Genomic DNA, 25,665 nt, shown 5'->3' with positions numbered 1-25,665 from the left:
CTTCCGAAAACATTCCTAGATTGAAAAAAATAGTCTTGATGTCTCAGACATCGAGAGGAGCGATAGTCATGAGCTTATTCGACGACGATTTTTACTCGACCAAGGTTTCCAAGCGTGCTGCTCGCGAGAGTAGGAAAAGAGACTTGGTTTTCCCATTTAAAAGCCGCGGCCGCAAGTGGTCCAGTGTCCGCATTGCGTTCGTCTCCTCGATGACAAGCGCGGTTGCCGCTACGCTGCTGTTCGGCCTTGTATTCGGAGGGGACGGCGGGATCGGCAATGGCTCTGGAGCCGTAGCAACTGCCGGCGGCGTGCAAGCGATTGATCCGCTTGAGCGTCCCATACAAGCTTCCGCGAAAGTAAGGCCGTCCGTCGTAAGCGTCATTAATCAGCAGATGTTTGCGCTCGGGATCGGCGATGGCGAGGCTCTTCCCGAGGGCTCGGAGGAAAAAGGGACGCTGCGCGAAGTCGGCGTTGGTTCTGGCGTCATTATTAGCAAGAAGGATGGCAAAGCAATCATCATAACGAATTACCATGTTATTGATCAGGCGCAGGCGGTGCAGGTGATTCTGATGAGCGGCGAGGCCCGCGAAGCCCGCGTCGTCGGCAAGGATCAAATTACGGATCTTGCCGTGCTCGAGATCGACGACAAGGGTATTGATGTCGTTGCGGAAATAGGCGATTCATCGGCTTTGCGTCCGGCTGAATATATTATTGCCATCGGCAACCCGCTAGGGCTGGGGGAGTCGGTTACGACGGGCAGCGTGAGCAAAACAAACCAAATCGTGCCGGTATCGCTAAACCAGGATGGCGTGTATGACTGGGAGCAAGAGGTGATCCAGATTGACGCGTCCATTAACCAAGGAAATAGCGGCGGACCGCTTATTGATTTGAACGGACGCGTGGTGGGGATCAACAGCATGAAAATAGCCGATCTCGGCGTGGAGGGCATCGGCTTCGCCATTCCGATTAATCTGGCTATGCCGATTGTCGAATCCTTAATCAAGCTTGGCCATGTACCGCGCCCTTACCTCGGTGTCTACACCATGGACCTGGAGCAGTATTGGGAGCAGCAGGGCTTCGCGGACGAGCAGCAGGATGCTGAAGGCGGACCACCGGAGGAAGACGCTGGGGCCGTTACGGAAGAGGCTCTGCCGGAGCTTAAACTGCCCGACGATATTTATGACGGCGTCATCGTGCTTGAGGCCGTTGGTCCTGCTAAGGACGCGGGATTGCTTTTCAACGACGTCATCGTCAAGCTTGATCGCCAGTCGATCGCAAGTACGATGGATCTTCGCAAATATTTGTACGATCAGAAAAAAATCGGCGACGATATCGAAATTAGCTTTTACCGGGACGGAGAGCTGAAGGTTACGCATTTCAAGCTGGGTGAGAAGGAAGAAGAGGAATAAGCATAATAGATGCTGCAGTGCGCAGGCGGGCAACCGTTTGAGCGCTGCGGTTTTTTTTGTTTTGGGGATCGGGTGCGAAAATTGTCGTCTTCACATGGGGAGGCGTTTTCTGCTATGCTGTGTATAGATATTTTGGACAGACTGGTAAGACGGAAGTTGAAACGAAAACGTTAAAACATGCATGTGAGTATAAGCGCAGGTTAGAGGCATAAGAAGACAATCAACTAGGATAGGAAGCGTGCAGACGATGTATTGTGTATGTAAAGAGCATATGGAAACGGCATTGGACCGATTTGTAGATGAGTATGAGGATGCGCCGGATGTTGTCGATTTGAAGGAAACCCAGTTCGCGGATTGGGATCCGCCGCGGAAATGCGACTTTTGTGCGGAGCCGGCTACTTTTTTGGTGGTTTAGGGAAGAGTAAGCTAAAGGAATAAAAAACGTGGAATCATGTGAGATATAGAGAGATATAAAGGAATAATGAGATTTAAAGAGATGTAAAACAAGGAATAATGACAGATAAAAACGGATGTAAAAGTTAACAAATAGGATAGTCGAATTTTGGAGTCAGCCAAAGGGAAGTGTCAGGTTTGCATATACAGATCGCCGCCGTCGGCAAGCTGAAAGAAAAGTATTTGGTGCTTGGCATAGCGGAATATGCCAAGCGGTTAGGGCCTTACGTGAAGCTTACGCTCACGGAAGTGCCCGATGAGAAAGCGCCGGAGACGATGAGTCCGGCGGAGGAAGCGATTGTGCGCGAGCGAGAGGGCGAGAGGCTTCTAGCGCAGCTGAAGCCTGATGCGCACGTCGTCGCGCTCGCGCTTGAAGGCGAGCTCTGGTCCAGCGAGGATCTCGCGGGCCAGCTCGATAAATTAGCCACGTATGGGCGCAGCCACGTGGCTTTTGTTATTGGCGGGAGCAATGGTCTTGCTCCCGCGGTGTTGAAGCGCGCCCAGCAGAAGCTTAGCTTTGGGCGCATGACCTTGCCGCACCAGCTGATGCGCCTGGTGCTGGTGGAGCAGATTTATCGGGCTGTGAAGATAAATCGGGGGGAACCGTACCATAAATAGAGCGAATTGCAAGATAAACCTAATAAGAATGATCGAGACTATGCCATCGCTTTATCTGCGATGAGCTTTACAGGCGGTAGTTATGGTCAATTACTTGTTCCCTAAAACATCCACTCTCTCCAATAATCCTTCTACAACTTCTTTCGGTATCTCCCTGACCTTGATATCTCCACCTATGAAAAGTATCCAATTTGTTATTTCGGTCAATTCATCCGGATGATGAACATTGATGAATGTCTTTAAAATAGCCGTGGTTTGATAAGGATTCGTGTATGAAATTGTAATTTTTAATGGATGGTACTTTTTGAACTGGGCAATCGCCTTGGGACCAAGTTCGAGGACTAGGTTGATGGCCTCTTCCTGCTTGCGTAGCTGTTCTACAATCTTCTTCTTGCTTATTCTTTTTTTCTCGGGGTATGGTTTGACATCGGTTAGATTATCGACAGGAATAATCCGCCTCTTTTCCTCCTCTAGGTCGAAGCCTTCAATTTGCCAAGAGCTTTTTTCACGATATAGGTGCATGAGATAGATGGGATAAGACTTTATTTCCCTTCCTTCTTCGACGGAAACCACTAAGTAGCTGTCCATAAGAAGGATTTGGATGAGTTGTTCTAACATAGGATGGGGCAGATCTGATAGATCAAGCAGGTCAGGATTGTGGGGGTTGGTACCTTCGAAGAGTAAGATTTGATTTAACAGAACAAGATCATCTTGCTGGTTTTGAGAAATGAGGCCGAGCAACTTTTCCGCTAAAGAGTGGCGACTCTTGAGATAAGGGAGTTGTAGATTTCGTGTGGCCATGAAGGCGATAAATAGAGCTTTAATCTCATTATCGGTAAAGCGGACAGTGGGCAGGACGGAGTTGTTCATCACAAAATAACCCCCGTCCCTCCCGACTTCGGCGACTAGAGGCATTCCCATTGCTTCAATTTCCCTGATATCTCTAATCGCCGTCGAACGGGAGATGTTAAACTCATGCATGATTTCCGAAATGGTAAAATGGGCGCGGTTGTTGATGTACCGCATGATGATGTTAATCCGTTCTACTTTTTTCATCGGGTCCTCTAAACAGTGTCATATTTTGAAATGATTTATGGTTATTATAAACCCATCAAGTGAAAAAAACAAAATAACTTGATCAATTCAAAAAAAGGAGCTTGGATGATGGCATTGTATACCCTTGAGGAAAAAGACGGCTTTAGCGTACTAGGTATTGGAATGGAACTGAAGAGCGATTACACGGACTATGCCGGTATGAACAAGGAGAAGGAAAACTTTTGGCGGACAGTGGAGCAGGAGGGAAGGCTTGACGCTTTAAAGGCTGTCGCTGCGAACGACTACATCTTTGCTGTAAACGAATTGGTAAACCGCAAGAGGATGTATTATGCCGGCATCATGACAGAAGCATCGGTACAGGAAGAACACAGAGTGATCCAATTCCCTAAGGGACAGTACCTCGTCATTAAAGGCGAAGGGAAGACGGCTGATGAGTTGAGTAGTTTGCTTACCGGCATTGCCTTTGGTCAAGTCTTGCCGGAAGCCGATAACTTCGCCTATGTCGGCGGGCCAAATGCAACGGTTGAGATGGGGCAGCGAGACGGCCTTGTATATGGGGAAATGTGGATTCCGGTTGTGAAGAAGTAAACGAGATCAAAGGAGGAATGGGAATGAGTACGATTATAGGTAATGAAAAAATTGCGAAGGTTGAATCCCGCCCTATTGGAAGGATGGCCGCTTATTGGACCGTCACAATCATTCTCGCATTCTCTATAGCATTAAGCGGTATCGGGCAAATGATGCGATATGGTGGCAATGTCGATTTAGTGAGCGATATTGGTTTCCCGTTATATGTCACGAACATTCTCGGAACTTGGAAATTGCTTGGAGTCATTGCGATCGTAATGCCAGGTTTCCCCCGGCTTAAGGAATGGGCTTATAGCGGTATCTTTTTTCTAATGACGGGTGCGGCCTTATCTCATGCGTTCGCTAATGATTACGGCGATGGTGGATTCCATATTATTCTTCCGCTTTTCTATGCCGCGCTCGGCATCGCCTCCTGGGCGCTGCGTCCGAAAAGCCGCAGACTCTAATGGGGAGTAAAATTGACGCTAGTCCATTCGTTAATCCGATAGACTTCTACTACAAAAAAAATTAATATTAGGTAGGGTGTGCTGTGGGAGAGAATAATCGGCAGCCCTCTAAACAGTATCATATTTTGACATGATTTATGTTTATGATAAACCCATCAAGTGAAATAACAAATCAATTGATCCATTCAAAAAAAGGAGCTGGGATGATGGCAACATATACCTTTGAGGAAAAAGACAGCTTTATCGTTCTTGGTATTGGAACGGAGCTGAAGAGCGATTACACAGATTATGCCGGCATGAACAAGGAGAAGGAAAACTTTTGGCGGGCAGTGGAGCAGGATGGAAGGCTTGACACGTTAAAGGCTATCGCTGCGAACGACTATATTTTTGCCGTAAACGAAGCGGTAAATCAGAAGATGATGTATTATGCTGGCGTCATGGCAAATTCATCGATACCGGAAGAACACAGAGTGATCCAATTCCCTAAGGGACAATACCTCGTCGTTAAAGGTGAAGGGAAGTCGGCAGATGAGTTGAGTAGTATGCTTACTGGCATTGCCTTTGGTCAAGCTTTGCCAGCAGCCGATAATTACGCCTATGTTGGCGGGCCCAATGCAACGGTTGAGATGGGGCAGCGAGATGGCTTTGTATATGGTGAAATGTGGATTCCGGTTGTAAATAAGTAAATGAGATCAGCAGGAGGAATGAGGATGTCCTATATCGTTGATTTTAAAAATGTGTCTACGGTTGGTTTAGAGTCTTCACCAGTAGCAGAAGCGCTTGCTGGTTTACGTGCTAATGAAGCCCGTTACTTTATGAACAAATACAAGCATGAATTTACGGTTGTACCAGCTGGCGAAAGCCAGGAGACCCTTGATTATGTGAACCGAATTCTGAAAGAAGAACGGGATATTGAGTTTGCGGCCAAACCTCTAGAAACGGCGCGTTTTCAAGTGGAAAATATCCAATTTGCCTACGTTTTTTATGAGGATGGTCTTGGGATCAATGTCATGTATACGGTTGATGACCCTAAAAAGCGGGCTGTAGGTTTTAAGCTTTCTGAGGGAATGGAGGTACCAAAGGAGTTAGAAGGGAAGTTTAAGTTTGCTAGGCAGAAGTCCAAACTAGCTGGGACAATTCGAGGTTCGTTCTTTGTCATTAAAGGACAATATTAAGGTATCGAGTGTGATAGATATAAGCCCTTATTCCGAATGGAGAATAGGGGCTTATCTATTTTCTAAACAATAACGTACAAGTAAAGCGAAATATGGCACACCACGAGCGCGTCTAGGCGCGAGTATATTCAACTGCGCAGAGAGTTGGGTTCCTTTGATTTCGCCCTATAGATGTTACGCTGAACCTTATCACAAATGACGCAAATTTTATTTGTGGGAAGGGGTTCTGACGCAACATGGAAATAAAGAGAAAAAAGGAGAGCAGGTCTTGTTGAGTTGTTAGTTACTTGCTCCGCAAACGAAGCAAAAAGTATTAGGGACATCCGTAGCGGATGCCCCTAATATGAGCTTATATGTCGGCTTAAAAACGACCGATAGCAACAAATACTGTTAACGCGAAAAGGACTATGTTCAGGACGATCTCTCGGTATTCCTTACGTTTAACATGAAAGAGGGCACCAAAAAGGACGATTGCGGCAAGTCCGGTTGCAACAATTGGGGTTAACATAGGCGTGATATTCGTCGCGAGAGGAAGGACGATTCCAAGTACACCCAATAATTCTACTAAACTAATAAAGACCACAAATGCTTTTGGAACGTCTTTTATCCACCCCCAAGACTCCCTGGCCTTTTCATACTGAAACGCCTTTAACCAGCTTCCGTAGAGAAAAACTAGTGCTGCAACAACTTGTACGACCCATAACGTGATATTCATTAATTATGCCATCCTCCTGATCTCGTACTGTTAACCGATAAAGGTATAATAAACCCGATGAGTAGACGAAGTGAAGTAGGCACTTTAACATAACATAGTAAATAAAAAGTTACCTTAACAAAGTAAAGGGGAGTGTGGAGGAATTGCAGTCTTATTGTAAATTTGAATCGGCGTTGGATATATTAGTAGGGAAATGGAAACCTGTCATTCTGCTTCAGCTTATTTCAAACGGTACAATGAGATTCAGCGAGCTTCAAAAAGCAATACCGGATATTAACAAGAGGATGCTCACCCAACAATTAAGGGAACTTGAGTATCAAGATATCGTCCATCGCGAGGTGTACAATCAAATCCCTCCGAAAGTAGAATATTCGATTTCGGAATATGGCAAAGGTTTAAGCACTGTGCTTCAGGTATTAAATGATTGGGGAGTATCCCATATTGAGCATATGAATGAGCTGTACGGAGTGAATCATTCAAGCAATTAATCTGGATGGAATTTCGCCGTTAAAATCGTTACGGTGAACCGTATCATAAATAGGGCGGAATTTCAGTCTAAGGAGGGGTAAATGTTATGAAATCTCATGCTTCTGACCGTATTAAAATGCCCCTAGGATTTTGGGCAGGCTTACGTCAATTAGGGGTTGCTGCCCACAATGTAGCACGTAGAGCAAGACTTCCGCTTACCATTGTCAATGAACCGATAGTCACTACCGCTCAATATTTCGCGATTTGGCAGGCTTATTCCGATCTTATTGGTGATACTGCCAAAGGCATCATCCAGCTTGCGACCGTATTCGAAACAGCAAAGTACCCACCACCTGTCTTAGCAACTTACCACGCTCGTGACTACCGCGATGCTCTACGCCGAATGGCTCGGTACAAAAAACTGTGTCCCCCCGAAAGCCTAAGCATCAAAGAAGAGGGAGAGCAATGTATCATTGAAATGGAATGGCTGCACGCCGAGCAGCCCGGTCCGCCGATACTGGTTGGCATTACGCTGGCTTTTCTTGTGGAACTGGGGCGCCGGGGCACAGGTCAACATGTGACGGCGCAGTCGGTCGAATTTATGCACGCTATTGGTGATGTGCAGGTTCTTGAAGCGTACTTCGGCTGCCCAATCCGGCTTGAAGCCTCAAAAAACCGATTGACGTTGCATCGAAGAGATCTGGACCAATCTTTTGCCTCATACAACGAAGAGCTGCAGGAGATTTTGACTCCTGCTCTGGACCAATGGCTGGATGAACATCAGCGGAATCATTCCATTACGGAGATGGTAAAATGGATCATGAAACGCAGTCTCACAGGTGGACGCCCCGACATTCGTTCTGTCGCGAAGGAGCTGAGGATGAGCGCTCGTACCTTGCAGCGTAGACTTACTGACGAGAACACCAGCTTCAAGAACCTGTTGACACAAGCCAGACATGAGCAGGCACGAGCGTACTTGGCAGACCCCTCGCTTGATATTAAGGAAGTGGCTTTCTTAATTGGATATGAAGATCAGAACTCATTCTACCGCGCTTTTCGCCTTTGGGAAGGCGATACTCCTACCAATTGGCGTAATGAATATTTAGGTACAACCTCGCTCTCATAAGGACAGCTAAGCATGCCTGTGATTCATTAATAGATTCTCCTCCCCCCCAGCCCATTCCCTAGTGAGTTAGAGTGTTACTTGTTTTTGTTTGTCGTGTTAAACAAGATTTTTGGCGCAGTATACTAGTTACTGAACCGGACAGACAAGGTAATATAATCACTACCCGGAGTACAAAAGAATGGGAATGCTTTGATAAAAGGGGAAATGTCCGATGGATATGGGATTAAAGAATAAAACAGCGCTAGTTACAGGATCAACGAAAGGCATAGGCAAAGCGATTGCGATCGAGCTTGCCAGAGAAGGTGTCAACGTACTTATCAATGGCCGGAACTATGAAGGGGTCGAACGAACCGTAGACCAAATCAAATCCGCTTTCCCGGCTACCTCTCCTCAGAATGCTGTTGCCGATCTTGTGAATATTCAACAAAGAGAAGCATTATTTGAAAAATTTCCTGATGTCGATATTCTGGTTAACAGTATGGGCAGATATGAGATTATGCAATATGACGATGTCAGCGACGAAGTATGGGAAACCTATTTCCGTACCAATGTGCTTGCCGCAAATGGATTATCCAAATTTTACCTACCCAAAATGCTGAAGAATGATTATGGCCGGATTATCTTTATCGCGAGTGAAGAAGCGGTTATGCCCTCAGGACTAATGCCTCAGTATGGCATGACCAAATCTATGCTATTATCCTTGTCCAAAAGTTTATCCAAATTAACAAAAGGAACCGGAGTTACAGTTAATTCGATCATGCCAGGACCGACGCTTTCTGAAAATGTGCAGCATATTATTGAGGGGATCTATCCTGACGGGGATATGATGTTTTCAGAAAAAGAGAAAAACTTTATGACAACGAATCTGCCTCAATCTGAAATCCAGCGATTTATCGAACCAAGTGAAATAGGCAGACTGGCTACATTTGTATGCAGCCCTTATGCTTCCGCATTTAGAGGATCCCCTATCCGAATGGATGGGGGAATGGTACCAACTATTTTTTAATAATTAACTTCTCAAAGAACCCTGAGTTTATCTTAAAGGTTCGTCGGCTATCATAGCGCATAGTTCAATAAAGAATTCAATAGAAACAACGAAGGGGCGGCCGTGGCATGCCCCTTTCGTTATTTAGCCGATATGACCGTTATGGGGAACCCTATCATAAGTAAGAACACGGACCTCAACTATTCCACTTCGATCGCTTTTACTGTTTCCCCCTCAATTAATATGGGCTGGTAGTAGGTGTTGGTGGGTAAGTCTTTTTTGCCTTGTAAATTCTTGATGACCCAGTCCGCTGCGTCACGTCCCATTTGTTCTTGGGGATGCGTCAGCGTCGTTAGTTTGATATTCGCGTTTTTGGCGAAATATGAATTGTCCTGGCCAATGATAGATAGTTCGTCCGGAATGGAGATTCCCAATTCTCTGCAGACATGCACGACTTCCAATCCTACCTCGTCGTTATAACACACAAGCGCAGTCAATTCATCCCGATTGTCGTTCAGATACACTTCCAAGTTAGCGGACAGGTCCGACTTTGTCGATGTATCGAAAGAAAGCACATGCTCTTGCTGGAACCGTAATTTGGCTTCCCCAAGAGCCTTGATAAATCCCTTCATTCTAAACTTCCCTTGCAAATCATCCATTTTCGCGATGATGCCAATCTGGGTATGCCCTTTGGCAATCAGCTCCCGGGTTGCAAGATAGCTGGACTGCACGTCATCCAGACAGAAGAAAGGAACTTCCAACTCTTCATAATAGGCATTGATCATCGCGAACGGAACCTCCTGCTCCTTAAAAGACAGGTAGTAAGCGATATTGGGGTTGTATACATTACTTCTGGTAGGTTCTATAATCAGTCCATCCACGCCGTAGGATAGCATCATTTCCAACGCCTTTTTTTCCTGGGAGATATCATTATTTGTACTGGCTAACAGCAATGAATAGTTATCTTCATTTAATCGGCTTTCAATGCCGCGGATAATGGAGGGGAAGATGTAATCCGAGATATAGGTCGTGATGACGCCGATCGTTTTATTTATGGTTTTGGCACCCGTTCTGGACCGGTATTGGCTGCTGACGTACGTGCCGGATCCCCTCTCGCTTCGCAGGAACCCCTCGTTCGATAACTCTAGAATGGCCTTTCGAACCGTCTGCCGGCTAACGTTGTAGCTTTCCTGCAAAACGTGCTCCGAAGGGATTTTCTCGCCTGCTTTGTACGTTCCCGAGAGGATATAACTTTTGATATCATCAATAATGAGCTGGTACTTTGGCTTCATGCAATCCACTTCTTTCATCGTTGCTCGAAAAAGTTGTACGTACACATTTTAGCATGAATAGCATGAAATGCAAATGCAATGATATCATGTGCGATTTCAATGGTACAAGTTTCATGCTTGTCCTTAGAAAAACACCATGATCAGACGAATAAAGATGGCATAGCAACTTATGTTAGTATAACTATTAGACTATATTGACAAATGTACGTACAGAAAATATACTAAGGCTGTCAGTATGAGAAAGCGCCTTCTTTCGGTCGAAATCTTCCGGTTGTCTCATCAATTAACCGATTCGATCGGATGCAGCAAGTATAGGATTCGTAGTCGGTGGGGTTAAGTCACGAAGTTAGATCGCGATAGGAGCGATTTAATTTCTGTTTAAACCACGAACAGAGAGGGGACATACGTGATCATGAATCATGTCGAATTGAAAGAAGCGATAACCAAGGGAGAAACTTCGCTGGGTATCGAATTTGGATCTACGCGGATCAAAGCGGTGTTGATCGATCATCGTTTCGAGACCATTGCATCGGGAAGCTTTGAGTGGGAAAATCTGTTGAAAGACGGATATTGGACGTACAGCCAGGAGGATATTATAACAGGCCTCCAAACCGCTTATCGTGAAATGAAGCAGGAAGTGGAACGGAATTACGGAGTCACCCTCCGGACCGTCGGTTCAATCGGGTTTTCCGCTATGATGCACGGCTATATGGCATTCGATAGCACGGGTGAGCTGCTAGTGCCGTTTCGGACTTGGCGCAATGCAACAACAGGCGCGGCAGCAAGGGAACTAACGGACTTGTTCCAATTTAATATCCCCGAGCGCTGGAGTATCGCCCATTTGTACCAAGCCATATTAAACCAAGAGGAGCATGTGCCTCGCATTGATTTTGTAACGACATTGGCCGGGTATATCCACTGGCTGATGACCGGCAATAAAGTGATCGGCATCGGAGATGCTTCCGGTATCTTCCCTATAGATGAGTCAACCCATAATTACCATCCAACGATGGTTGAGCAATTCGATGAACTCATCGCAGCCAAAGGTTATTCGTGGAAGCTTGAGGATCTTCTTCCCAAGGTATATCTCTCCGGCGAGCGAGCTGGCGAGCTGACGGCTGCGGGAGCCGCCATTCTGGACCCAGCCGGAGATCTGCAGTCCGGCATTCCGCTCTGTCCTCCGGAAGGCGATGCCGGCACAGGCATGGTTGCGACGAATAGCGTCAAGAAGCGTACGGGAAATATATCCGTGGGCACTTCCGTTTTTGCAATGATTGTATTGGAGAAAGAATTATCCAAGGTTTATCCGGAGATCGATATGGTCACGACGCCGAATGGCAGTCCGGTCGGCATGGTTCATGCCAACAACTGCTCCAGCGATCTCAACGCCTGGATGGGATTGTTCCGCGAATTCTCCGAAGCGATGGGATACAACATGGATTCCGCCAAATTGTTCAGCGTGTTGTTGAATAAGGCATTGGAAGCCGATCCGGATGGTGGCGGTTTGCTTAGCTACGGTTATCTCTCGGGCGAAAATATTACGGGAATCGACAAAGGCAGGCCATTGTTCGTTCGCTCGCCTGAAAGCAACTTTAATCTGGCTAATTTCATGCGAACGCACTTATTCACTGCTTTCGGAGCATTGAAGCTGGGAATGGACATTTTGACCGAAAACGAACAGGTGGCCATTGACAGCATCTTGGCTCATGGCGGCCTCTTCAAAACCCCTGTCGTTGGACAAAAAGCTTTAGCCGCTGCGCTGAACGTACCGATCTCGGTCATGTCGACGGCCGGCGAAGGCGGGGCATGGGGCATGGCGCTTCTAGCTTCTTACATGACGGGCAAGGATCAAGAAGAGAGCCTTGACGAGTTCCTCGAGCAGAAAGTCTTTAAAGATGCCGAAGGACAGGAGATTGCTCCGGATAGAGCGGATGTCGAAGGGTTCCAAGTATTCATCAAACGATACCAAGCAGGGCTCGCCATCGAACAAGCCGCCGTAGACCATCTGCTAGAGAACGGGAGGGACTAACGTTGTTAGAACAACTGAAAGAAGAGGTATATCAAGCGAATCTGGATTTGCCGAAGCACGGACTTGTGAAATTCACTTGGGGTAATGCGAGCGCCATCGATCGGGAAAGCGGCCTGTTCGTGATCAAACCGAGCGGAGTTAGCTATGAAAAGATGAAACCAAGCGACATGGTCGTTGTGGATCTCGACGGTAATGTGGTCGAGGGAGACATGAGACCTTCCTCTGATACCGCAACTCACGCCGTGTTGTACAAACACTATCCGCAAATTGGCGGTATTGTGCATACTCACTCGACCTGGGCAACCATCTGGGCGCAAGCGGGACTCGATGTACCCGTCATGGGAACGACGCATGCGGACACCTTCTATGGCGCCGTACCTTGCGCACGGTTCTTGAACCAAGAGGAGGTTGACCGGGGATACGAAGCGGAGACGGGTCACGTTATTATCGAAACATTCGAGAAGCGCGGATTGGATGTTATGGCGATCCCGGCCGTTCTGCTCCAGGGACATGCGCCTTTCACTTGGGGGAAAGACGTGAAGTCGGCGGTCGTGAACAGCGTCGTGCTGGAGGAAGTGTGCAAAATGAATCTGTACGCGCGGCAATTGAACAATTTTGCCAAAGAACTGCCGCAAGGCATTCTGGATAAGCACTACCTTCGGAAACACGGGAAAGATGCCTACTACGGGCAGAAGTAATAGCCTTAGCCATTATAAAATACAGAAAAGAGGATGATTAAGATGTCAACAACAGCAGATAAACAGTTTTGGTTCGTCGTAGGTTCACAGCATTTGTACGGGGCAGAAGCGCTGGCAGAAGTAAAAGCCCACGCGCAGACGATGACTGATGCCTTGAATAATAGCGGTGTGCTCCCTTACCCGATTGTCTTGCAGGACCTTGCTATAAGCGCAGATAAAATTACAAGCATCATGAAAGAAGTCAACTATCGCGACGAAGTGGCGGGTGTCATCACATGGATGCATACGTTCTCACCTGCGAAAATGTGGATTCGCGGTACGAAATTACTGCAGAAGCCTCTGCTTCACTTGGCAACCCAGTTCAATGAAAGCATTCCTTGGGCAACGATTGACATGGACTTCATGAACCTGAACCAGGCCGCTCACGGCGACCGCGAATACGGCTTCATCAATGCCCGTCTGAAGAAACAAAACAAAATCGTCGTAGGCTACTGGGAACGTGCGGAAGTGCAGCAGCAAATTGCGGATTGGATGGACGTAGCGGTTGCCTATAACGAAAGCTTCAACATCAAAGTGGCTCGTTTCGGCGATAACATGCGCAATGTTGGCGTAACGGACGGGGACAAGGTCGAGGCCCAAATCCAATTCGGATGGACCGTGGACTATTACGGCATCGGCGACCTCGTGCAATACGTGAATGCCGTTACGGAGCAGGAAATCGATGATCTGATGGGCCAATATGCGGAGCTCTACGAATTCGATTACGGCACGAACAACAAAGAAGCCTGGGAAGCGAGCGTCAGAGTCCAAGCAAGTTATGAAATCGCCCTCAAACGTTTCTTAGACGAAAAAGGTTATAATGCCTTCACGACGAACTTCGAAGATTTGCATGGAATGAAACAGCTTCCTGGTCTTGCCGTCCAACGTCTGATGGCACAGGGCTATGGCTTTGCCGGCGAGGGCGACTGGAAGACGTCCGCGCTCGATCGCTTGCTGAAAGTAATGAGCCGCAATCAAAACACGGGCTTTATGGAGGATTACACCTACGAAATGGCGGCCGGACAGGAAGCCATCCTGCAATCCCATATGCTCGAGGTAGATCCGTCCTTGGCAAGCAACAAGCCGAAAATCATTGTTTCCCCGCTCGGAATCGGCGGTAAAGAAGATCCAGCGCGTCTGGTATTCGACGGCAAAGCCGGCGAAGGCGTCGTTGTATCCATGGCTGACTTCGGCACTCATTATAAATTGCTGATCAACGAGGTTTCCGCATTCGAGCCGACGGTTCCGGCTCCTAATCTTCCTGTTGCTCGCGTCCTCTGGACTGTGAAGCCGAACTTCCAGGATGGAGTGAAAGCTTGGATCGAGAATGGCGGCGGCCACCATACCGTCGTTTCCTTGAACCTGACGACAGACCAAATCGTAACCTACGCCAAACTGGTTAACTTGGAATACGTCGTTATTAAGTAATTATAAAACAACCGTTTCTTACGTAAATGGCTAATTCATTTACCAAGAAACGGTTTCTTTTTGTTTTTTGGATCATTTCGCTTTTTTTTCGCTGCAAGTTGTGGTAAAGCGTAGATTTGATATAACATTCCGGTCTACAATTTTTCATCAATCATGCAGAATGGATTTACGGGGATCTAAACAGGGGGCAAAGATATTGAAGCAATGGTCAAGTGAAATTGAGATAAACGCACCAATCGAACAAGTATGGAAGTATCTAGACGGCTCGTTAGATCAAATGCAAAAGATTATGCCTCAAGTGGTGGAGAATAAACCTGTCATCATAACGAAAGAAGTTGTCGGCAGTATCTACCGTCAAAAGTATAAAGAAGGCAAACGCATCGAGGAATATGATGTCCATACGCTAGAATATTTAAATAACTTGAACGATAAGAGAGTGAAGATTGGTTTTACGTTGGCTAACTCCTTCGAAATCACGGCTTTATATGAATTGCATCGGGTAAATGATCAGAAAACAAAGCTAAGATACACTACAACCAATAAAGCATTAAAGTGGTATGTGAAGCTTTTTATGATCTTCGCAAATGAAAAGGTCGTTATTAAATTTCTGGAGAAAGTAAAAGAGGTTGCTGAAGCAGAAGCCAAAACCGGCTTTTGAAAGCAGGAAATCCGTTCTACCGAAGGCCACCCGAATGGGGGCGGCCTTCCATTTCGGCCAAAAAAAGTTACGCTAAGATTAGCTCCTCAAGCGGAACTCAGGAATAAGATTCTATCGTTCTCGCACCAAATCCGACATTCGGCACGCGCATGGTTTTGCTGGTCTTTCAGAAAAAAGACGGATGATTGGAGCTTATTGGAAGGCAGCTTTTGCCCGTCGGGCAGGTCTGCGGCCGCCAATTGTTTTCCTAACATAGGGGTTAGAAACGAATAGGATAAAACAAATGTTGTATCCTTATCAAACCGCTGGCTAACGGCTCGTTTGATTCCCAGGATAAGATTCCAGAAAAAGAAGAAAATTGTTTTCATTTTTTCATTCCTCCCAGTTTTAAATTGGTTAACCACGATACACCAACAATAAATCACAGTATATGTCGCGCTATTCAACAATTAGAGCAATCTTACCCAAGCGGAGAACGTTAAGCGGAGTTCTGGAAAAGCATTCTATTATTCTCGCACCAAATCTGCCATTCGGTACGCGTGCTGCGCTGCGGGCTTTTCTGTATGGGGCTGCTTGGCTGGAGCGTCTCAATATTGTTTTGCCTATCCGGCAAGACAGATATCGATTGCTTCTTAATCAAATACGCTTCAAACGAATAGACTTTGCCAAGACAGGCGGGTGTACCTTTATCAGTCTGTTTTGCAGTATCCCGTTTGACTACCATCATAAGATTCCAGATGAACAATAAAATAGCTTCCATTCTACTATTCCCCCCAACCTAGTATTAAGAGTTAACTAGATTATAGCAAGCATGTAATAGAATTTCTGTCGAGTTATAAACCAAGTACATAAAAATATTTAGACAAAAATTTTTGTCCGAATGTCGGCCAGTAAGCAAGTCTGATTCCCTTCTAAAAGTGACAGACTATAGGAGAAAATAGCTTGATAGCGTTGACTTTCTAATGCTTCACGAACGAGATACTATGAAGAGCCGGAAGCGAATAGGTTGGAAGAGTTTGAAGGATTTAAAACAAAAATCGAGATCTTGATGTAGTAATGTGTTGTAACTTTATGTTGGAAAAAGAGTGTTGGAATTCATGAGGGCCGCAGCAGTATGTTTAAGCAAGAAAGGGGGCATTACGACCAAAATGTTCAGACAGGTTCTCTCCTCAGCGATCTATAGAAAACTGCAGGGTATTATGGCCAGCGGTTGGACAACCTAAAGGAAAAACAGAGGAGTGAGCAGAATGGCTAGAAGGAGAAGAAGATACATTGTACCGGGAGCGGAACAGGGCATGCAAGCATTCAAAGCAGAGGTAATGAAACGCGAAGGCTATGACGTTAACCCGAACAGACCGGATGATGTAAAATACGAGGTGGCCAAGGAGCTGGGTATCCCGCTAAAGCCTGGCGACAATGGCGGATTGACGACAGAATCGGCCGGCCATATTGGCGGAAAAATCGGAGGTTCGATGGTTCGGGAGATGATTCGGCTTGCACAGGATCGTATATCGAACCAAGAATAGGCTTTTAGCCAGATTATTAAAAAAAGCAGGGATACATATCCCTGCTTTTTCGTCATCCAAAACTTCCGATTCGGACGGCTTCTGCTTGGATAGGAACCAACCGCTAACTGCTTACCTAGCCTACAATTCCATATTCACTTATGCTTTGTATACTGAACAATCAAATCGGCGAGCCCGATCCAATGCTCGCATTGATCCCGGTGGAAGGATTCCGGAAGCTCGTAAATCTCCTCCCAAGACCGTTTTTGGAGGATTAGCGGGGAATTTATGGGCCGAAACCAAAAGTGGGATGGGTACGAAATTGTAGAACTTCTGCAGCATCCCCTTCTTTGATAATCTGAAATCAATTCAGAGAAGGAGTGATGATCATGAAAATCAGCGTACTAGGAACAGGCAATATGGGGAAGGCTTTGGTGAAACAAGCAGCAGCATATGCGGGGGGCCAAGTATTTTGGGGATCACGCAATCCGGCGGAAGCAGCGGAATTGGCGAAAACCTTTCAATTGGACGGGATCGTAACCGGCTCTTATGAGGAAGCGCTGCAGGCCGATATTATCATCCCCGCATTTCCAGCATCGGCAATGATAGAATGGGCAGCAGCCCATAAAGAAAAGATCAAAAACAAAATAGTCGTTGATATCTCAAATCCTTTTAACAACGACTTCAGCGGATTTACTACGGCATGGGGTGAATCCTCCGCCGAACGGCTCCAGTCTTTACTGCCGGAATCTAAAGTAGTCGGCGCCTTTAAAAATACATTTTTCAAAGTATTTGAGAACCCGGTATTTGAGGATCAAAAAAGCGATGTGCTTGTTACGGGGGATGATGAAGAGGCTGTTCGCCAGTTCATTGAGCGCTTCGAGCCTCTCCCGTTTCGTTTTCTCCATGCGGGCAGACTCGCCAATAATCGTACGATTGAACGTTTCACGCTTTTGGAATTGGAACTGGCTGTCCGCTATGGCACCTATCCGTATATTTCGCTCCAATTATTTGGCATCAAGGAAGCCGTGCCTGCCAATTAGCTTAGTAACCGGTAAATCTTCTGGGCTTTCGCCCGGTTCGTACTAAAAACGGCAATCGTTCGTTGGGCATCGGGATGGCTCAGCGGCACGCTGACTAAACGATCCGATGATAACGGCTTAACGTAAGGTTCGGGCAGTACCGTGAGTCCACCGCCATTGTCCACATAACCGAGGATGACTTCTTTGAAGTTAACCTCGGTTTTTATATTCATAGGATGACACGCGGTAGCGAATAAATCAGTCAATTTTGCCCGAATGGTACAACCTTCGGCATAAAGAACAAGGGGCTGGCTGCTTAGTTCGGGAAGTGTAACTGCTGTTTTTGTTGCAAATGGATGCTGCTTCGGCATGACCACGAATAAAGGCTCCCGGTGCAGATCACCCATCCATACGGATGGATGCAAGGAGATTCGTTCGGCAACGAGCAGATCCACTTCCCCATCGAACAACAGCTTATATGCCTCGGTCGTGGATTGCCGGAACACTAATTCCACTTCATGGCCATGCTCCTCTAATTTGTGAAGCGAAGGAAGTAAATACTGCGATGCGATATCAGGGACCGTTCCAATTCGGATCCGCTGCCATACCTTATATGGCTCCAGCGCCTTAGTTAACACGGATAGCCGATCGAGCAATGCCCTTGAGGATTCATATAGGACTTCCCCGGCTTCGGTTAATTCAACGCCATGAGAGGAACGGACAAAAAGCTGTACATCAAACTGCTGCTCTAAGCTTCTCAGCTGTTTGCTGAGTGCGGTATGCGAAATATGCAGTGCTTCGCTTGCTTTCGAAATGCTTTTCGTCCGCGCCGTTTCCATAAATCCTTTTAAAAATTCCGTATTCACGAATCACTCTCATCCCTGGTAGGTGGTATGCCATTTATCATATATTGAAATATGTGGAAGTATAAGAAATACGTCCTGCTCCTGTCCCTCTGCGCAGTCAACGCGGAATATATCGATTTTTCCCTATTTAGTATAGAATGGAAATAGTATATTTTCTCGGGGGGAGGCAGCAGCATGAACAAAACAGACCGGATGTTAGCCATCGTGCTAGAGCTGCAGCGTAAGAAGATGATACGGGCCGAGGATTTGGCGGCAGTTTTTGAGACGAGCGTAAGGACCATTTATCGGGATATTCAGGCGCTCAGCGAAGCGGGAGTACCGGTGGTAGGAGCCCCCGGTTTGGGCTATTCCTTGATGGAAGGCTATTTTCTGCCGCCAATCAGCTTCACCGTGGAGGAAGCCGTGACGCTGCTCATTGGGACGGACTTTATCGAACAAAAATTCGATAACGACTATGGCATGAAGGCGCAATCCTCACGAAGCAAAATTGAAGCGATCCTGCCGGAACGTGTCCGCAGCGAAGCAGCCCGGGTACGTAAGGCCATTCGGCTGCTCAAACCGGGCGAAGATGTTTCGAATGAACGGGAGAAAGCATACATCGAATCGATCCGGCAGGCTATATTAATGGAGCAGAAGGTAGAATTCGGTTATTCCAAAAGAATGCCCGGGACCGATGGGAACCGGCAAAGTGTTCGTTCTGCCGCGCCTTATGGGCTAGTGCTTAAACAAGGGTCATGGACCCTGATTGCAAGGTGTGATCTAAGGCAAGAAATTCGCCATTTCCGCTTGTCGCGGATGACGGAGCTTACCGTTCTGGAGGATCGGTATAAGATCCCGTCCGATTTCCATTTGCATGATTACAAGCCGCCTGATGACCGCAATGTAAGAGTATGTATCCAGGCAAACCCTGACATAGCGGATAAGATAAAGGAATCGAATAACTTTTACATGGAAGAAGCAGAGGAGAATGAGAATGGCTTACATGTGAGTTTTCGCGTCCGACAGCCTGAAGAATTACTGCAATGGGTCCTCGGCTGGGGAGCGGATGTTGTCGTATTGGAGCCTGAGTCTTTCCGGAATACGGTTCGTGCCGAAGCTGAAAAAATGTTGAAACGCTACTGACATACTGTTGTCAGTAGCGTTTTTGTATAGTGGGGTTAGATGATTATAAAGGAGCTGTTTGAAGGATATGAACACCGCACCGGCATTACAGCAGTTTGAAGAAATCGCGAATCGCTATCTTCTTGAATTAGAAAGCTTCAGCATGGAGCAGTTGAAGCGCCAACCAAGCGAGGACGAGTGGTCGCTTGGACAAATGTACCAGCATCTTATTAACTCGGCCCTGTATATGCACCTTCGTAATCTGGAGCAATGTTTGACGCAAAGTGAGGATCCCGCTTCCTCTGCGGGGGAGAAAACAAAAGAGGGCGCAGCTATTTTTGATCAAGGCGGTTTTCCGCCCATCCGAATTCAGGTTCCGCCTTCCCCGCAATATACGCCGCAGCAGCCGGACAGCAAAGAACAGCTGATCGAGGGTTTGAATGCCGTGATCCGCCGGATGAAAGAGGTCGAGCCGATGCTCGAAAAGGCATCTGCGCAAAATACGGCCGCCCATCCGCGATTCGGGGGGCTGCATGCGAAAGAATGGTTTTTGCTTATCGAAATGCACTACCGCCATCATCTCCTGCAGATGGACCGTTTGAAAAAGCGGTTAGAAAGCAAAGAGATCCTATAATAGAGGTGGAGGAGGATGGGAACCATGCCGATGGATACAACCAGCGGGCATAGCCGCTACTGGATCGGCGTCGTATCCGCTTCGCATGTGGAGCGGGGGACACAGGGCGGATTCGCCCAGCTCTGCCACGGGAAGTCAGCGCCTTTACGGAGGATGCGCCCTGGCGATTGGCTGATCTACTACTCGCCGCGAACGGAAATGGCGCAAGGGAAGCCGCTCCAAGCCTTCACCGCTATTGGGCAGGTAGCGGACGAGCAGGTCTATGAATATCGGATGTCCGATACCTTTGTGCCTTTTCGCCGAAATATTCACTATTCACGGTGCCGGGAAGTGAAGATTGCCGATCTGTTGGATCAGCTCAGCTTCACAAGAGGAAACCGAAATTGGGGGTATGCCTTTCGTTACGGCCATTTCCAGATTGAGCGGGAAGATTTCCTGACGATTTCCCGCGCGATGCTGGATGATAAGGGAAACAGCTAGGCATGCATGCTTTATTGTTTTATTATTACAATTTTTATTTTACAAAAAACTGCTTTTTTAATGATAGGGATCCTTTTGGGTCTCTATTTTTTAGCTGCTGAGGTAAGATTTGTCCCTCGCAATCTGACTGCGAGAGCCCGGTTTGATCCCGCAAATTCCCGTCATGGAGGCGAAAATGTTACACCGTTCTCCAAAGTTTATTGCCTTATTTTTGACTCGCAATATAATATTGAAAATCTTTCTCAAGAAATAATGCTTTAATAAAAGGATTCCGATATTAATTGTAGAACTTTGTAGAATATTAATATTTCGTTCATGACTAGAGAGGTACAAGGAGCGTAACGAATGCTTGAGGATTTTAACTGGGGAGCAGGGGGGGCAGATCATGTTTAAGGAACAGATGAGATATTCTCGTCTAGCGCATTTAACCAAATTGATCAATACAAAGCTGGAGCTGCGTGATGTATTGCAGCATGTAACGACAGCGATATCCGAAGAAATCGTACGATGTAATTCGGTAGGCATTTATTTGCCGCAGGAGGACGGAACGTTTAAAGGATATGTGGGCAAGCCGCAGGTCATCAACGGATGGACGCTGGATATGCATGTCATTGATACGGATATGGACCTACTGGCCAAAGAGGTCATCGACACTAGAAAAACAATCTATATTCCGGATACTTCAAAGGACAATCGGCCGGACCCCAGAGCAGTAGAAGGATTTCATATTAAATCATTACTCGTTCTCCCTATCTCATTCGAGCAGGAATTATTCGGTCTTGTATTTTTATTTGACTATGGCATTCCCATGAACCTGACAGAATCGGAAATTCAAACGGTCGAGGCTTATGTGAACATGGCAGCAGTAGCGATACAAAATGCAAGAAACTTAACGCAAAAAGAGAATTCTATTGCCGAGAAGCAGCTGCTGCTTGACGTCACCCGTGATTTGGCGATGTGCTCCACGCTGCATGAAAGCTTAGACAGTTGTTTTTTCTACTTGGGGAAGGTATTGAACAACTATAATATAGGCGTTCACTTGTTAGACCCAATAACGGAAAGACAGATCAGGCCTGCGAAGCTAAGCAAGGATAGTGACTGGACAGAAGAAGACTGGATGAAGACGCATGGCAAGATCAGGATAGACGAGAGCAATGATGCGGTGTTCCAAGAAGTCATAAAATCAAAAAAGGCAGTTCTCATTCCGGATGTCTTTGCAGATAAAAGGCCTAACCATGACCTCTGCCGTAATTTTGGGATCAATGGCATGCTGATGCTCCCGCTGGTTTCGATGGGCGAGGTTCTGGGCGTCATCCCGGTCGTTAATCTAGAGGAAGGAAATCTTGATTATTCGATCGCTACGATGCAGCTTGCGCAATCCATTGTGGATGCGACGGCCTCGACATTATCTAACTTATTGTATATGGAAAAGCAAGAAATCATTATCGAAGAGAGAACCTCGGAGATCACGGTAAAAAATAAGGAGCTTCAAAAAGCGATCACGGAGCTGCAGCAGCTTAGCCGGGAAAAGGAATTAATTCTAAACTCAGCGGGAGAAGGCATTTTTGGTTTAGACCTCGACCGTAAAATAACCTTCTGCAATCCGGCAGGCTTCTCCATGCTCGGCTACCGCACGAAGGGCGAATTGATCGGACAACCGGCAAGCCTTATTTTTAATGGGAAGAACCGGTCGGGTGAGAACGCAGCTCCAGCGAATATGAATAATAATTGGAGCCAGTATGACCAGGATCAAATTTTTTACCGGCATGATAATTCCAGCTTTCCGGTTGAATACGTCATTTCCTCGATAAAGGAAAGCGACGAGATTGTCGGGGAAGTCGTTACATTCAAAGATATCACGCAAAGGAAGCAAATGGAGGCGGAAATAAAATACCATGCTTACTTTGATAGTTTAACCGATTTGCCGAACCGGATCCTTTTGAAGGACAGGCTTAGCCAAGGGATAACCCATGCCCAAATCCATAACGAGAAGCTCGCTGTTCTGTACTTGGATTTAGACCGCTTTAAATTGATCAACGATTCATTGGGACATAGCTTCGGAGATCATTTATTGCGGCATGTGGCCGAGCGGCTCAGTCTATGTGTGCCGAAGGGCGCGACGGTATCGCGGCAAGGCGGAGATGAGTTCACCATTTATTTGCCTAATATCAAGTGTGAAAACGAAGTGTTGAAGGTTGTACATCTTGTTGTTGATTCTTTTAGAGAGCCGTTCCAATTGCTGGATAATGAAATCTATATCAAGACGAGCATTGGAATCAGTCTGTTTCCCGATAACGGGGATACGACCGAGACTTTAATCAAAAACGCGGATACCGCGATGTACAAATCAAAAGAAATATCGGGCAACAGCTATCATTTCTTTAGCGAAGGGATGGATACGAGAACCTTCGAAAGCGTTAAGCTCGAGAATGCTTTATATCGGGCTTTGGATCACGGGGAGCTCGTCATTCATTATCAGCCTCAAGTCGACTACATCACGCATCAAATTGTGGGCGTAGAGGCATTGCTGAGATGGAATCATCCGGAAAAAGGATTAATTGCGCCGGATCAATTTATTCCGATTGCCGAGGAAACGGCCTTAATCATTCCGATAGGCGAGTGGGTTCTAAGAGAATCATGCAGGCAATTAAAGGAATGGCATGACCAAGGATACCCTTTATTAAGCGTAGCGGTTAATTTGTCGGCCCGTCAGTTCGAACAGAACAATTTATTTGCAATGGTAACCAACGTTTTAGATGAAGTAGGCTTGTCTCCGGAATATTTGCATTTGGAGCTTACCGAAAACTTAATTATTAAGAATAAGGACCTAACGCTAAAAACGATGAAGGAATTAAAAGGCTTGGGCATTAAAATCGCGGTGGATGATTTCGGGACGGGCTATTCATCGCTGGGTTACTTAACAAGCTTGCCAATTGACACGTTGAAGATCGATAAATCCTTCTTGAAGGATGTGACCAACGATGATGATAATGCGGCAATTACCAATACCATTATTACATTGGCTCAAAATTTAAATCTCAGTGTCATTGCCGAAGGTGTCGAAACCAAGCAGCATGTAGAGTTTTTATCAGCTAGAGATTGTTATTTGATGCAGGGTTATTACTTTAGCCGACCGATGAAGGCAGAAGATATAACGTTAGATTTTATAATGAATCGTGACAATTCTAGAGTTGGGGGAATTCTTTCATGAAAGCAGCACGCGCGGTATTGGAATTTTTAAAAGGAAGCGGCGTTAAACATATTTTCGGAATTCCGGCAGGCTCCGTCAACGCGTTTTTTGATGCGCTGTACGATATGCCCGAAATTGAGCCGGTTGTAACCAAGCATGAAGGAGCCGCCTCCTATATGGCTGCAGCTTACGCCAAATACACGGGACAAATGAGCGTGAGTATCGGCTGCAGCGGGCCGGGGGGAACGAACCTGGTTACCGGCGCGGCTAATGCGATGCGAGAGCATTTGCCTGTCTTGTTTTTGACGGGCGCGGTTCCTGTAAGCACCATGGGATTGAATGCCTCGCAAGAATTAGACGCCGCGCCGGTTTTCCGCTCCGTTACAAAGTATAGCGTTATTGTGAAAGAGGCAAAGGATTTGCTTCCTGAAATCATTAAAGCAAGCCAAATTGCAATATCCGGCGTGCCGGGTCCCGTCCATATCGCGATCCCGATCGACGTGCAGCATGCCGAGGTCGGAAATCTTGAAATTCCTGTTTTGCAAGAAAGAAAGCCGATGATTCCTAACCCCGAAACCATTCAGGCCGCCGCTAAAGCGTTAATGCAGAGGAAAGACGGCTGTATTCTCGTTGGACAAGGCGTTAGAGGCGCCGTGGACTCCTTAATCGAGCTGGCAGAAATGCTGAATTGGCCGATCGTGACGACCCCGCAGGCCAAAGGATATATCCCGGAGAACCACCCGCTGCTTATCGGCGTATTTGGATTTGCGGGACATGAAGCCGCATCGAATCTCATTAACGAAGGTGCCGGTCAAGCGCTGTTGGTTGTGGGTTCGAGCTTGGGCGAAACCGCTACGAATAACTATAACCAAAACCTTACGAAGGACCGGTTCACGGTACAGCTTGATTTTGACCAGACGGTGTTTAACCGTAAATATGAAATCGATATTCCGGTTTTAGGCGATATCCATTTGAGCTTGTTGATGATGATCGAGGATCTGAGGGTCTTGGGATTATCAAGGGGAACGGCCCACCTTGCCTTTGAAGAAAACGCCATGGAAGGGAACGAATCGCTCGTTCAGGACATGGGGGAGTATAACACGAAGAATGTTCTGCTGAATATTCAAAAGCTGCTGCCTTCTAATACGCGTTATACGGTCGATATCGGTGAATTTATGGCGTATGTCATCCATCACATGAAGGTGCTGGATTACGATTCCTATAATATCAATGTTCATTTTGGAGCAATGGGTGTCGGAATTGGATCAGCCATCGGCTCTAAACTAGCTGAACCCGAACGTCCCGTTGTCTGTATTACGGGCGATGGTTGCTTCTTCATGCACGGTATGGAAATCTTAACGGCCAAAGAACAGGGCTTGCCTATTTTGTTTGTTGTGATGAATAATGCCCGCTTGGGAATGGTCTATCACGGGCATTCGTTGCAGTTTAAGAGGACCCATCCCTCCTTTGAGCAGGTGTCGGTCAATATTGCAGAGATGGCCGCGGCTATGCGTATCCCAAGCTTTAGAGTTAACGGTATGGATGAAATTAATTCAGATATCCTTACTAATTTATTGAATGCAGACGGACCGGCTATTTTAGAGGTGGCATTAAGAGACAACAATAACCCCCCAATGGGGGATCGTGTTAAATTCCTGTCCTCTTTTGGCAAATAATCGTTTTC

The 25,665-nt window shown here is 46.6% G+C and carries 27 protein-coding genes; 21 read left to right on the top strand and 6 right to left on the bottom strand.

Features of this window, described 5'->3' with window-relative positions; all coding sequences use genetic code 11:
- The first annotated feature begins 68 nt into the window (after nucleotides 1-68).
- The 3 genes from MRBLPE1_RS28680 to rlmH all read left to right on the top strand — a co-directional run bounded on the left by MRBLPE1_RS28680 (nucleotide 69) and on the right by rlmH (nucleotide 2,480).
- Nucleotides 69-1,409 carry a S1C family serine protease gene (locus MRBLPE1_RS28680; RefSeq protein WP_364152555.1) on the top strand — a complete coding sequence of 447 codons (1,341 nt, stop codon included), beginning with the start codon at nucleotides 69-71 and terminating at the stop codon, nucleotides 1,407-1,409.
- A 247-nt stretch (nucleotides 1,410-1,656) separates the two neighbouring features.
- A complete protein-coding gene (locus MRBLPE1_RS28675; protein WP_364152552.1) occupies nucleotides 1,657-1,824 on the top strand; it encodes a CxxH/CxxC protein in 168 nt (55 codons plus the stop codon).
- Nucleotides 1,825-2,000: 176 nt separating this feature from the next.
- Entirely contained in the window at nucleotides 2,001-2,480 is a 480-nt protein-coding gene (rlmH, locus tag MRBLPE1_RS28670; RefSeq protein WP_364152549.1) for a 23S rRNA (pseudouridine(1915)-N(3))-methyltransferase RlmH, read from the top strand.
- A gap of 90 nt (nucleotides 2,481-2,570) precedes the next feature.
- Here the strand turns inward: rlmH and MRBLPE1_RS28665 are convergent, their stop codons facing one another.
- Nucleotides 2,571-3,536, bottom strand: coding sequence for a helix-turn-helix transcriptional regulator (locus tag MRBLPE1_RS28665; protein WP_364152546.1), 966 nt, complete (start codon nucleotides 3,534-3,536; stop codon nucleotides 2,571-2,573).
- 108 nt (nucleotides 3,537-3,644) lie between these two features.
- Between MRBLPE1_RS28665 and MRBLPE1_RS28660 the strand changes: the two genes are divergently transcribed.
- The 4 genes from MRBLPE1_RS28660 (at nucleotide 3,645) to MRBLPE1_RS28645 (ending at nucleotide 5,745) form a co-directional block, all read left to right on the top strand.
- The gene (locus tag MRBLPE1_RS28660; protein WP_364152543.1) at nucleotides 3,645-4,124 is read left to right on the top strand and encodes a GyrI-like domain-containing protein; all 480 of its coding nucleotides are present in this window, start codon (nucleotides 3,645-3,647) and stop codon (nucleotides 4,122-4,124) included.
- 23 nt (nucleotides 4,125-4,147) lie between these two features.
- Nucleotides 4,148-4,570 carry a DoxX family protein gene (locus MRBLPE1_RS28655; RefSeq protein WP_364152540.1) on the top strand — a complete coding sequence of 141 codons (423 nt, stop codon included), beginning with the start codon at nucleotides 4,148-4,150 and terminating at the stop codon, nucleotides 4,568-4,570.
- A 206-nt stretch (nucleotides 4,571-4,776) separates the two neighbouring features.
- Complete coding sequence (locus MRBLPE1_RS28650) at nucleotides 4,777-5,256, top strand: GyrI-like domain-containing protein (protein ID WP_364152537.1); 480 nt, start codon at nucleotides 4,777-4,779, stop codon at nucleotides 5,254-5,256.
- 24 nt (nucleotides 5,257-5,280) lie between these two features.
- Entirely contained in the window at nucleotides 5,281-5,745 is a 465-nt protein-coding gene (locus MRBLPE1_RS28645) for a phage tail protein (protein ID WP_364152534.1), read from the top strand.
- A 361-nt stretch (nucleotides 5,746-6,106) separates the two neighbouring features.
- On the opposite strand, the gene MRBLPE1_RS28640 is transcribed toward MRBLPE1_RS28645, so the two are convergent.
- On the bottom strand, nucleotides 6,107-6,460 hold the full coding sequence (locus MRBLPE1_RS28640; RefSeq protein WP_364152531.1) for a DoxX family protein: 354 nt from the start codon (nucleotides 6,458-6,460) through the stop codon (nucleotides 6,107-6,109).
- A gap of 143 nt (nucleotides 6,461-6,603) precedes the next feature.
- Between MRBLPE1_RS28640 and MRBLPE1_RS28635 the strand changes: the two genes are divergently transcribed.
- From MRBLPE1_RS28635 to MRBLPE1_RS28625, 3 genes are all read left to right on the top strand, one after another.
- Nucleotides 6,604-6,948: a winged helix-turn-helix transcriptional regulator gene (locus tag MRBLPE1_RS28635; protein ID WP_364152528.1), complete on the top strand. Its 345-nt coding sequence runs from the start codon at nucleotides 6,604-6,606 to the stop codon at nucleotides 6,946-6,948.
- An 86-nt stretch (nucleotides 6,949-7,034) separates the two neighbouring features.
- Nucleotides 7,035-8,054: an AraC family transcriptional regulator ligand-binding domain-containing protein gene (locus tag MRBLPE1_RS28630; RefSeq protein ID WP_364152525.1), complete on the top strand. Its 1,020-nt coding sequence runs from the start codon at nucleotides 7,035-7,037 to the stop codon at nucleotides 8,052-8,054.
- 211 nt (nucleotides 8,055-8,265) lie between these two features.
- Nucleotides 8,266-9,060 carry an SDR family NAD(P)-dependent oxidoreductase gene (locus MRBLPE1_RS28625; protein ID WP_364152522.1) on the top strand — a complete coding sequence of 265 codons (795 nt, stop codon included), beginning with the start codon at nucleotides 8,266-8,268 and terminating at the stop codon, nucleotides 9,058-9,060.
- Between the two features lie 179 nt (nucleotides 9,061-9,239).
- Here MRBLPE1_RS28625 and MRBLPE1_RS28620 read toward each other — a convergent pair whose 3' ends face one another.
- On the bottom strand, nucleotides 9,240-10,331 hold the full coding sequence (locus MRBLPE1_RS28620) for a GntR family transcriptional regulator (protein ID WP_364152519.1): 1,092 nt from the start codon (nucleotides 10,329-10,331) through the stop codon (nucleotides 9,240-9,242).
- Nucleotides 10,332-10,743: 412 nt separating this feature from the next.
- Here MRBLPE1_RS28620 and MRBLPE1_RS28615 point away from each other — a divergent pair, with 412 nt between their 5' ends.
- The 4 genes from MRBLPE1_RS28615 to MRBLPE1_RS28600 all read left to right on the top strand — a co-directional run bounded on the left by MRBLPE1_RS28615 (nucleotide 10,744) and on the right by MRBLPE1_RS28600 (nucleotide 15,183).
- On the top strand, nucleotides 10,744-12,360 hold the full coding sequence (locus tag MRBLPE1_RS28615) for a xylulokinase (RefSeq protein WP_364152516.1): 1,617 nt from the start codon (nucleotides 10,744-10,746) through the stop codon (nucleotides 12,358-12,360).
- A 2-nt stretch (nucleotides 12,361-12,362) separates the two neighbouring features.
- Complete coding sequence (locus tag MRBLPE1_RS28610; protein ID WP_364152513.1) at nucleotides 12,363-13,058, top strand: L-ribulose-5-phosphate 4-epimerase; 696 nt, start codon at nucleotides 12,363-12,365, stop codon at nucleotides 13,056-13,058.
- A 42-nt stretch (nucleotides 13,059-13,100) separates the two neighbouring features.
- On the top strand, nucleotides 13,101-14,525 hold the full coding sequence (gene araA / locus MRBLPE1_RS28605) for an L-arabinose isomerase (RefSeq protein WP_364152510.1): 1,425 nt from the start codon (nucleotides 13,101-13,103) through the stop codon (nucleotides 14,523-14,525).
- Between the two features lie 196 nt (nucleotides 14,526-14,721).
- Nucleotides 14,722-15,183, top strand: coding sequence for an SRPBCC family protein (locus MRBLPE1_RS28600; RefSeq protein WP_364152507.1), 462 nt, complete (start codon nucleotides 14,722-14,724; stop codon nucleotides 15,181-15,183).
- Between the two features lie 86 nt (nucleotides 15,184-15,269).
- Here the strand turns inward: MRBLPE1_RS28600 and MRBLPE1_RS28595 are convergent, their stop codons facing one another.
- Together MRBLPE1_RS28595 and MRBLPE1_RS28590 are read right to left on the bottom strand one after the other, a co-directional pair.
- Nucleotides 15,270-15,551, bottom strand: coding sequence for a hypothetical protein (locus MRBLPE1_RS28595; RefSeq protein WP_364152504.1), 282 nt, complete (start codon nucleotides 15,549-15,551; stop codon nucleotides 15,270-15,272).
- Nucleotides 15,552-15,661: 110 nt separating this feature from the next.
- The gene (locus MRBLPE1_RS28590) at nucleotides 15,662-15,943 is read right to left on the bottom strand and encodes a hypothetical protein (protein WP_364152501.1); all 282 of its coding nucleotides are present in this window, start codon (nucleotides 15,941-15,943) and stop codon (nucleotides 15,662-15,664) included.
- 487 nt (nucleotides 15,944-16,430) lie between these two features.
- Between MRBLPE1_RS28590 and MRBLPE1_RS28585 the strand changes: the two genes are divergently transcribed.
- Nucleotides 16,431-16,709 (top strand): alpha/beta-type small acid-soluble spore protein, encoded by a 279-nt coding sequence (locus MRBLPE1_RS28585; protein ID WP_364152498.1) that lies wholly within the window; start codon nucleotides 16,431-16,433, stop codon nucleotides 16,707-16,709.
- A 368-nt stretch (nucleotides 16,710-17,077) separates the two neighbouring features.
- The gene (locus tag MRBLPE1_RS28580; RefSeq protein ID WP_364152495.1) at nucleotides 17,078-17,731 is read left to right on the top strand and encodes an NADPH-dependent F420 reductase; all 654 of its coding nucleotides are present in this window, start codon (nucleotides 17,078-17,080) and stop codon (nucleotides 17,729-17,731) included.
- Here the strand turns inward: MRBLPE1_RS28580 and MRBLPE1_RS28575 are convergent.
- Nucleotides 17,728-18,576: a LysR family transcriptional regulator gene (locus tag MRBLPE1_RS28575; RefSeq protein WP_364152492.1), complete on the bottom strand. Its 849-nt coding sequence runs from the start codon at nucleotides 18,574-18,576 to the stop codon at nucleotides 17,728-17,730. The two genes, MRBLPE1_RS28580 and MRBLPE1_RS28575, sit on opposite strands and share 4 nt — an antisense overlap.
- A gap of 174 nt (nucleotides 18,577-18,750) precedes the next feature.
- On the opposite strand from MRBLPE1_RS28575, the gene MRBLPE1_RS28570 reads away from it, so the two are divergent.
- The 5 genes from MRBLPE1_RS28570 to MRBLPE1_RS28550 all read left to right on the top strand — a co-directional run bounded on the left by MRBLPE1_RS28570 (nucleotide 18,751) and on the right by MRBLPE1_RS28550 (nucleotide 25,657).
- Nucleotides 18,751-19,698: a helix-turn-helix transcriptional regulator gene (locus tag MRBLPE1_RS28570; protein ID WP_364152489.1), complete on the top strand. Its 948-nt coding sequence runs from the start codon at nucleotides 18,751-18,753 to the stop codon at nucleotides 19,696-19,698.
- 67 nt (nucleotides 19,699-19,765) lie between these two features.
- Nucleotides 19,766-20,311, top strand: coding sequence for a DinB family protein (locus tag MRBLPE1_RS28565; RefSeq protein ID WP_364152486.1), 546 nt, complete (start codon nucleotides 19,766-19,768; stop codon nucleotides 20,309-20,311).
- 24 nt (nucleotides 20,312-20,335) lie between these two features.
- Nucleotides 20,336-20,791: an EVE domain-containing protein gene (locus MRBLPE1_RS28560; RefSeq protein ID WP_364152483.1), complete on the top strand. Its 456-nt coding sequence runs from the start codon at nucleotides 20,336-20,338 to the stop codon at nucleotides 20,789-20,791.
- 385 nt (nucleotides 20,792-21,176) lie between these two features.
- Nucleotides 21,177-24,002 (top strand): bifunctional diguanylate cyclase/phosphodiesterase, encoded by a 2,826-nt coding sequence (locus MRBLPE1_RS28555; protein ID WP_364152480.1) that lies wholly within the window; start codon nucleotides 21,177-21,179, stop codon nucleotides 24,000-24,002.
- Nucleotides 23,999-25,657, top strand: a complete 1,659-nt coding sequence (locus tag MRBLPE1_RS28550) for a thiamine pyrophosphate-binding protein (RefSeq protein ID WP_364152477.1) — start codon at nucleotides 23,999-24,001, stop codon at nucleotides 25,655-25,657. The genes MRBLPE1_RS28555 and MRBLPE1_RS28550 overlap by 4 nt, the downstream gene beginning before the upstream one ends.
- Nucleotides 25,658-25,665 lie beyond the last annotated feature (8 nt).

The organism is Paenibacillus sp. LPE1-1-1.1 (assembly GCF_040676435.1).
Lineage (GTDB): Bacteria > Bacillota > Bacilli > Paenibacillales > Paenibacillaceae > Pristimantibacillus.
This window is presented reverse-complemented; position numbering and strand designations above follow the sequence as displayed.

Excerpts from the sequence above, each read along its gene's own strand:
- MRBLPE1_RS28680 (WP_364152555.1), top strand. The coding sequence starts at position 69 with ATGAGCTTATTCGACGACGATTTTTACTCGACCAAGGTTTCCAAGCGT.
- MRBLPE1_RS28675 (WP_364152552.1), top strand. The coding sequence starts at position 1,657 with ATGTATTGTGTATGTAAAGAGCATATGGAAACGGCATTGGACCGATTT.
- MRBLPE1_RS28665 (WP_364152546.1), bottom strand. The coding sequence starts at position 3,536 with ATGAAAAAAGTAGAACGGATTAACATCATCATGCGGTACATCAACAAC.
- MRBLPE1_RS28660 (WP_364152543.1), top strand. The coding sequence starts at position 3,645 with ATGGCATTGTATACCCTTGAGGAAAAAGACGGCTTTAGCGTACTAGGT.
- MRBLPE1_RS28655 (WP_364152540.1), top strand. The coding sequence starts at position 4,148 with ATGAGTACGATTATAGGTAATGAAAAAATTGCGAAGGTTGAATCCCGC.
- MRBLPE1_RS28650 (WP_364152537.1), top strand. The coding sequence starts at position 4,777 with ATGGCAACATATACCTTTGAGGAAAAAGACAGCTTTATCGTTCTTGGT.
- MRBLPE1_RS28645 (WP_364152534.1), top strand. The coding sequence starts at position 5,281 with ATGTCCTATATCGTTGATTTTAAAAATGTGTCTACGGTTGGTTTAGAG.
- MRBLPE1_RS28640 (WP_364152531.1), bottom strand. The coding sequence starts at position 6,460 with ATGAATATCACGTTATGGGTCGTACAAGTTGTTGCAGCACTAGTTTTT.
- MRBLPE1_RS28630 (WP_364152525.1), top strand. The coding sequence starts at position 7,035 with ATGAAATCTCATGCTTCTGACCGTATTAAAATGCCCCTAGGATTTTGG.
- MRBLPE1_RS28625 (WP_364152522.1), top strand. The coding sequence starts at position 8,266 with ATGGATATGGGATTAAAGAATAAAACAGCGCTAGTTACAGGATCAACG.
- MRBLPE1_RS28620 (WP_364152519.1), bottom strand. The coding sequence starts at position 10,331 with ATGAAGCCAAAGTACCAGCTCATTATTGATGATATCAAAAGTTATATC.
- MRBLPE1_RS28615 (WP_364152516.1), top strand. The coding sequence starts at position 10,744 with ATGAATCATGTCGAATTGAAAGAAGCGATAACCAAGGGAGAAACTTCG.
- araA (WP_364152510.1), top strand. The coding sequence starts at position 13,101 with ATGTCAACAACAGCAGATAAACAGTTTTGGTTCGTCGTAGGTTCACAG.
- MRBLPE1_RS28595 (WP_364152504.1), bottom strand. The coding sequence starts at position 15,551 with ATGAAAACAATTTTCTTCTTTTTCTGGAATCTTATCCTGGGAATCAAA.
- MRBLPE1_RS28590 (WP_364152501.1), bottom strand. The coding sequence starts at position 15,943 with ATGGAAGCTATTTTATTGTTCATCTGGAATCTTATGATGGTAGTCAAA.
- MRBLPE1_RS28585 (WP_364152498.1), top strand. The coding sequence starts at position 16,431 with ATGGCTAGAAGGAGAAGAAGATACATTGTACCGGGAGCGGAACAGGGC.
- MRBLPE1_RS28580 (WP_364152495.1), top strand. The coding sequence starts at position 17,078 with ATGAAAATCAGCGTACTAGGAACAGGCAATATGGGGAAGGCTTTGGTG.
- MRBLPE1_RS28570 (WP_364152489.1), top strand. The coding sequence starts at position 18,751 with ATGAACAAAACAGACCGGATGTTAGCCATCGTGCTAGAGCTGCAGCGT.
- MRBLPE1_RS28565 (WP_364152486.1), top strand. The coding sequence starts at position 19,766 with ATGAACACCGCACCGGCATTACAGCAGTTTGAAGAAATCGCGAATCGC.
- MRBLPE1_RS28560 (WP_364152483.1), top strand. The coding sequence starts at position 20,336 with ATGCCGATGGATACAACCAGCGGGCATAGCCGCTACTGGATCGGCGTC.
- MRBLPE1_RS28555 (WP_364152480.1), top strand. The coding sequence starts at position 21,177 with ATGTTTAAGGAACAGATGAGATATTCTCGTCTAGCGCATTTAACCAAA.
- MRBLPE1_RS28550 (WP_364152477.1), top strand. The coding sequence starts at position 23,999 with ATGAAAGCAGCACGCGCGGTATTGGAATTTTTAAAAGGAAGCGGCGTT.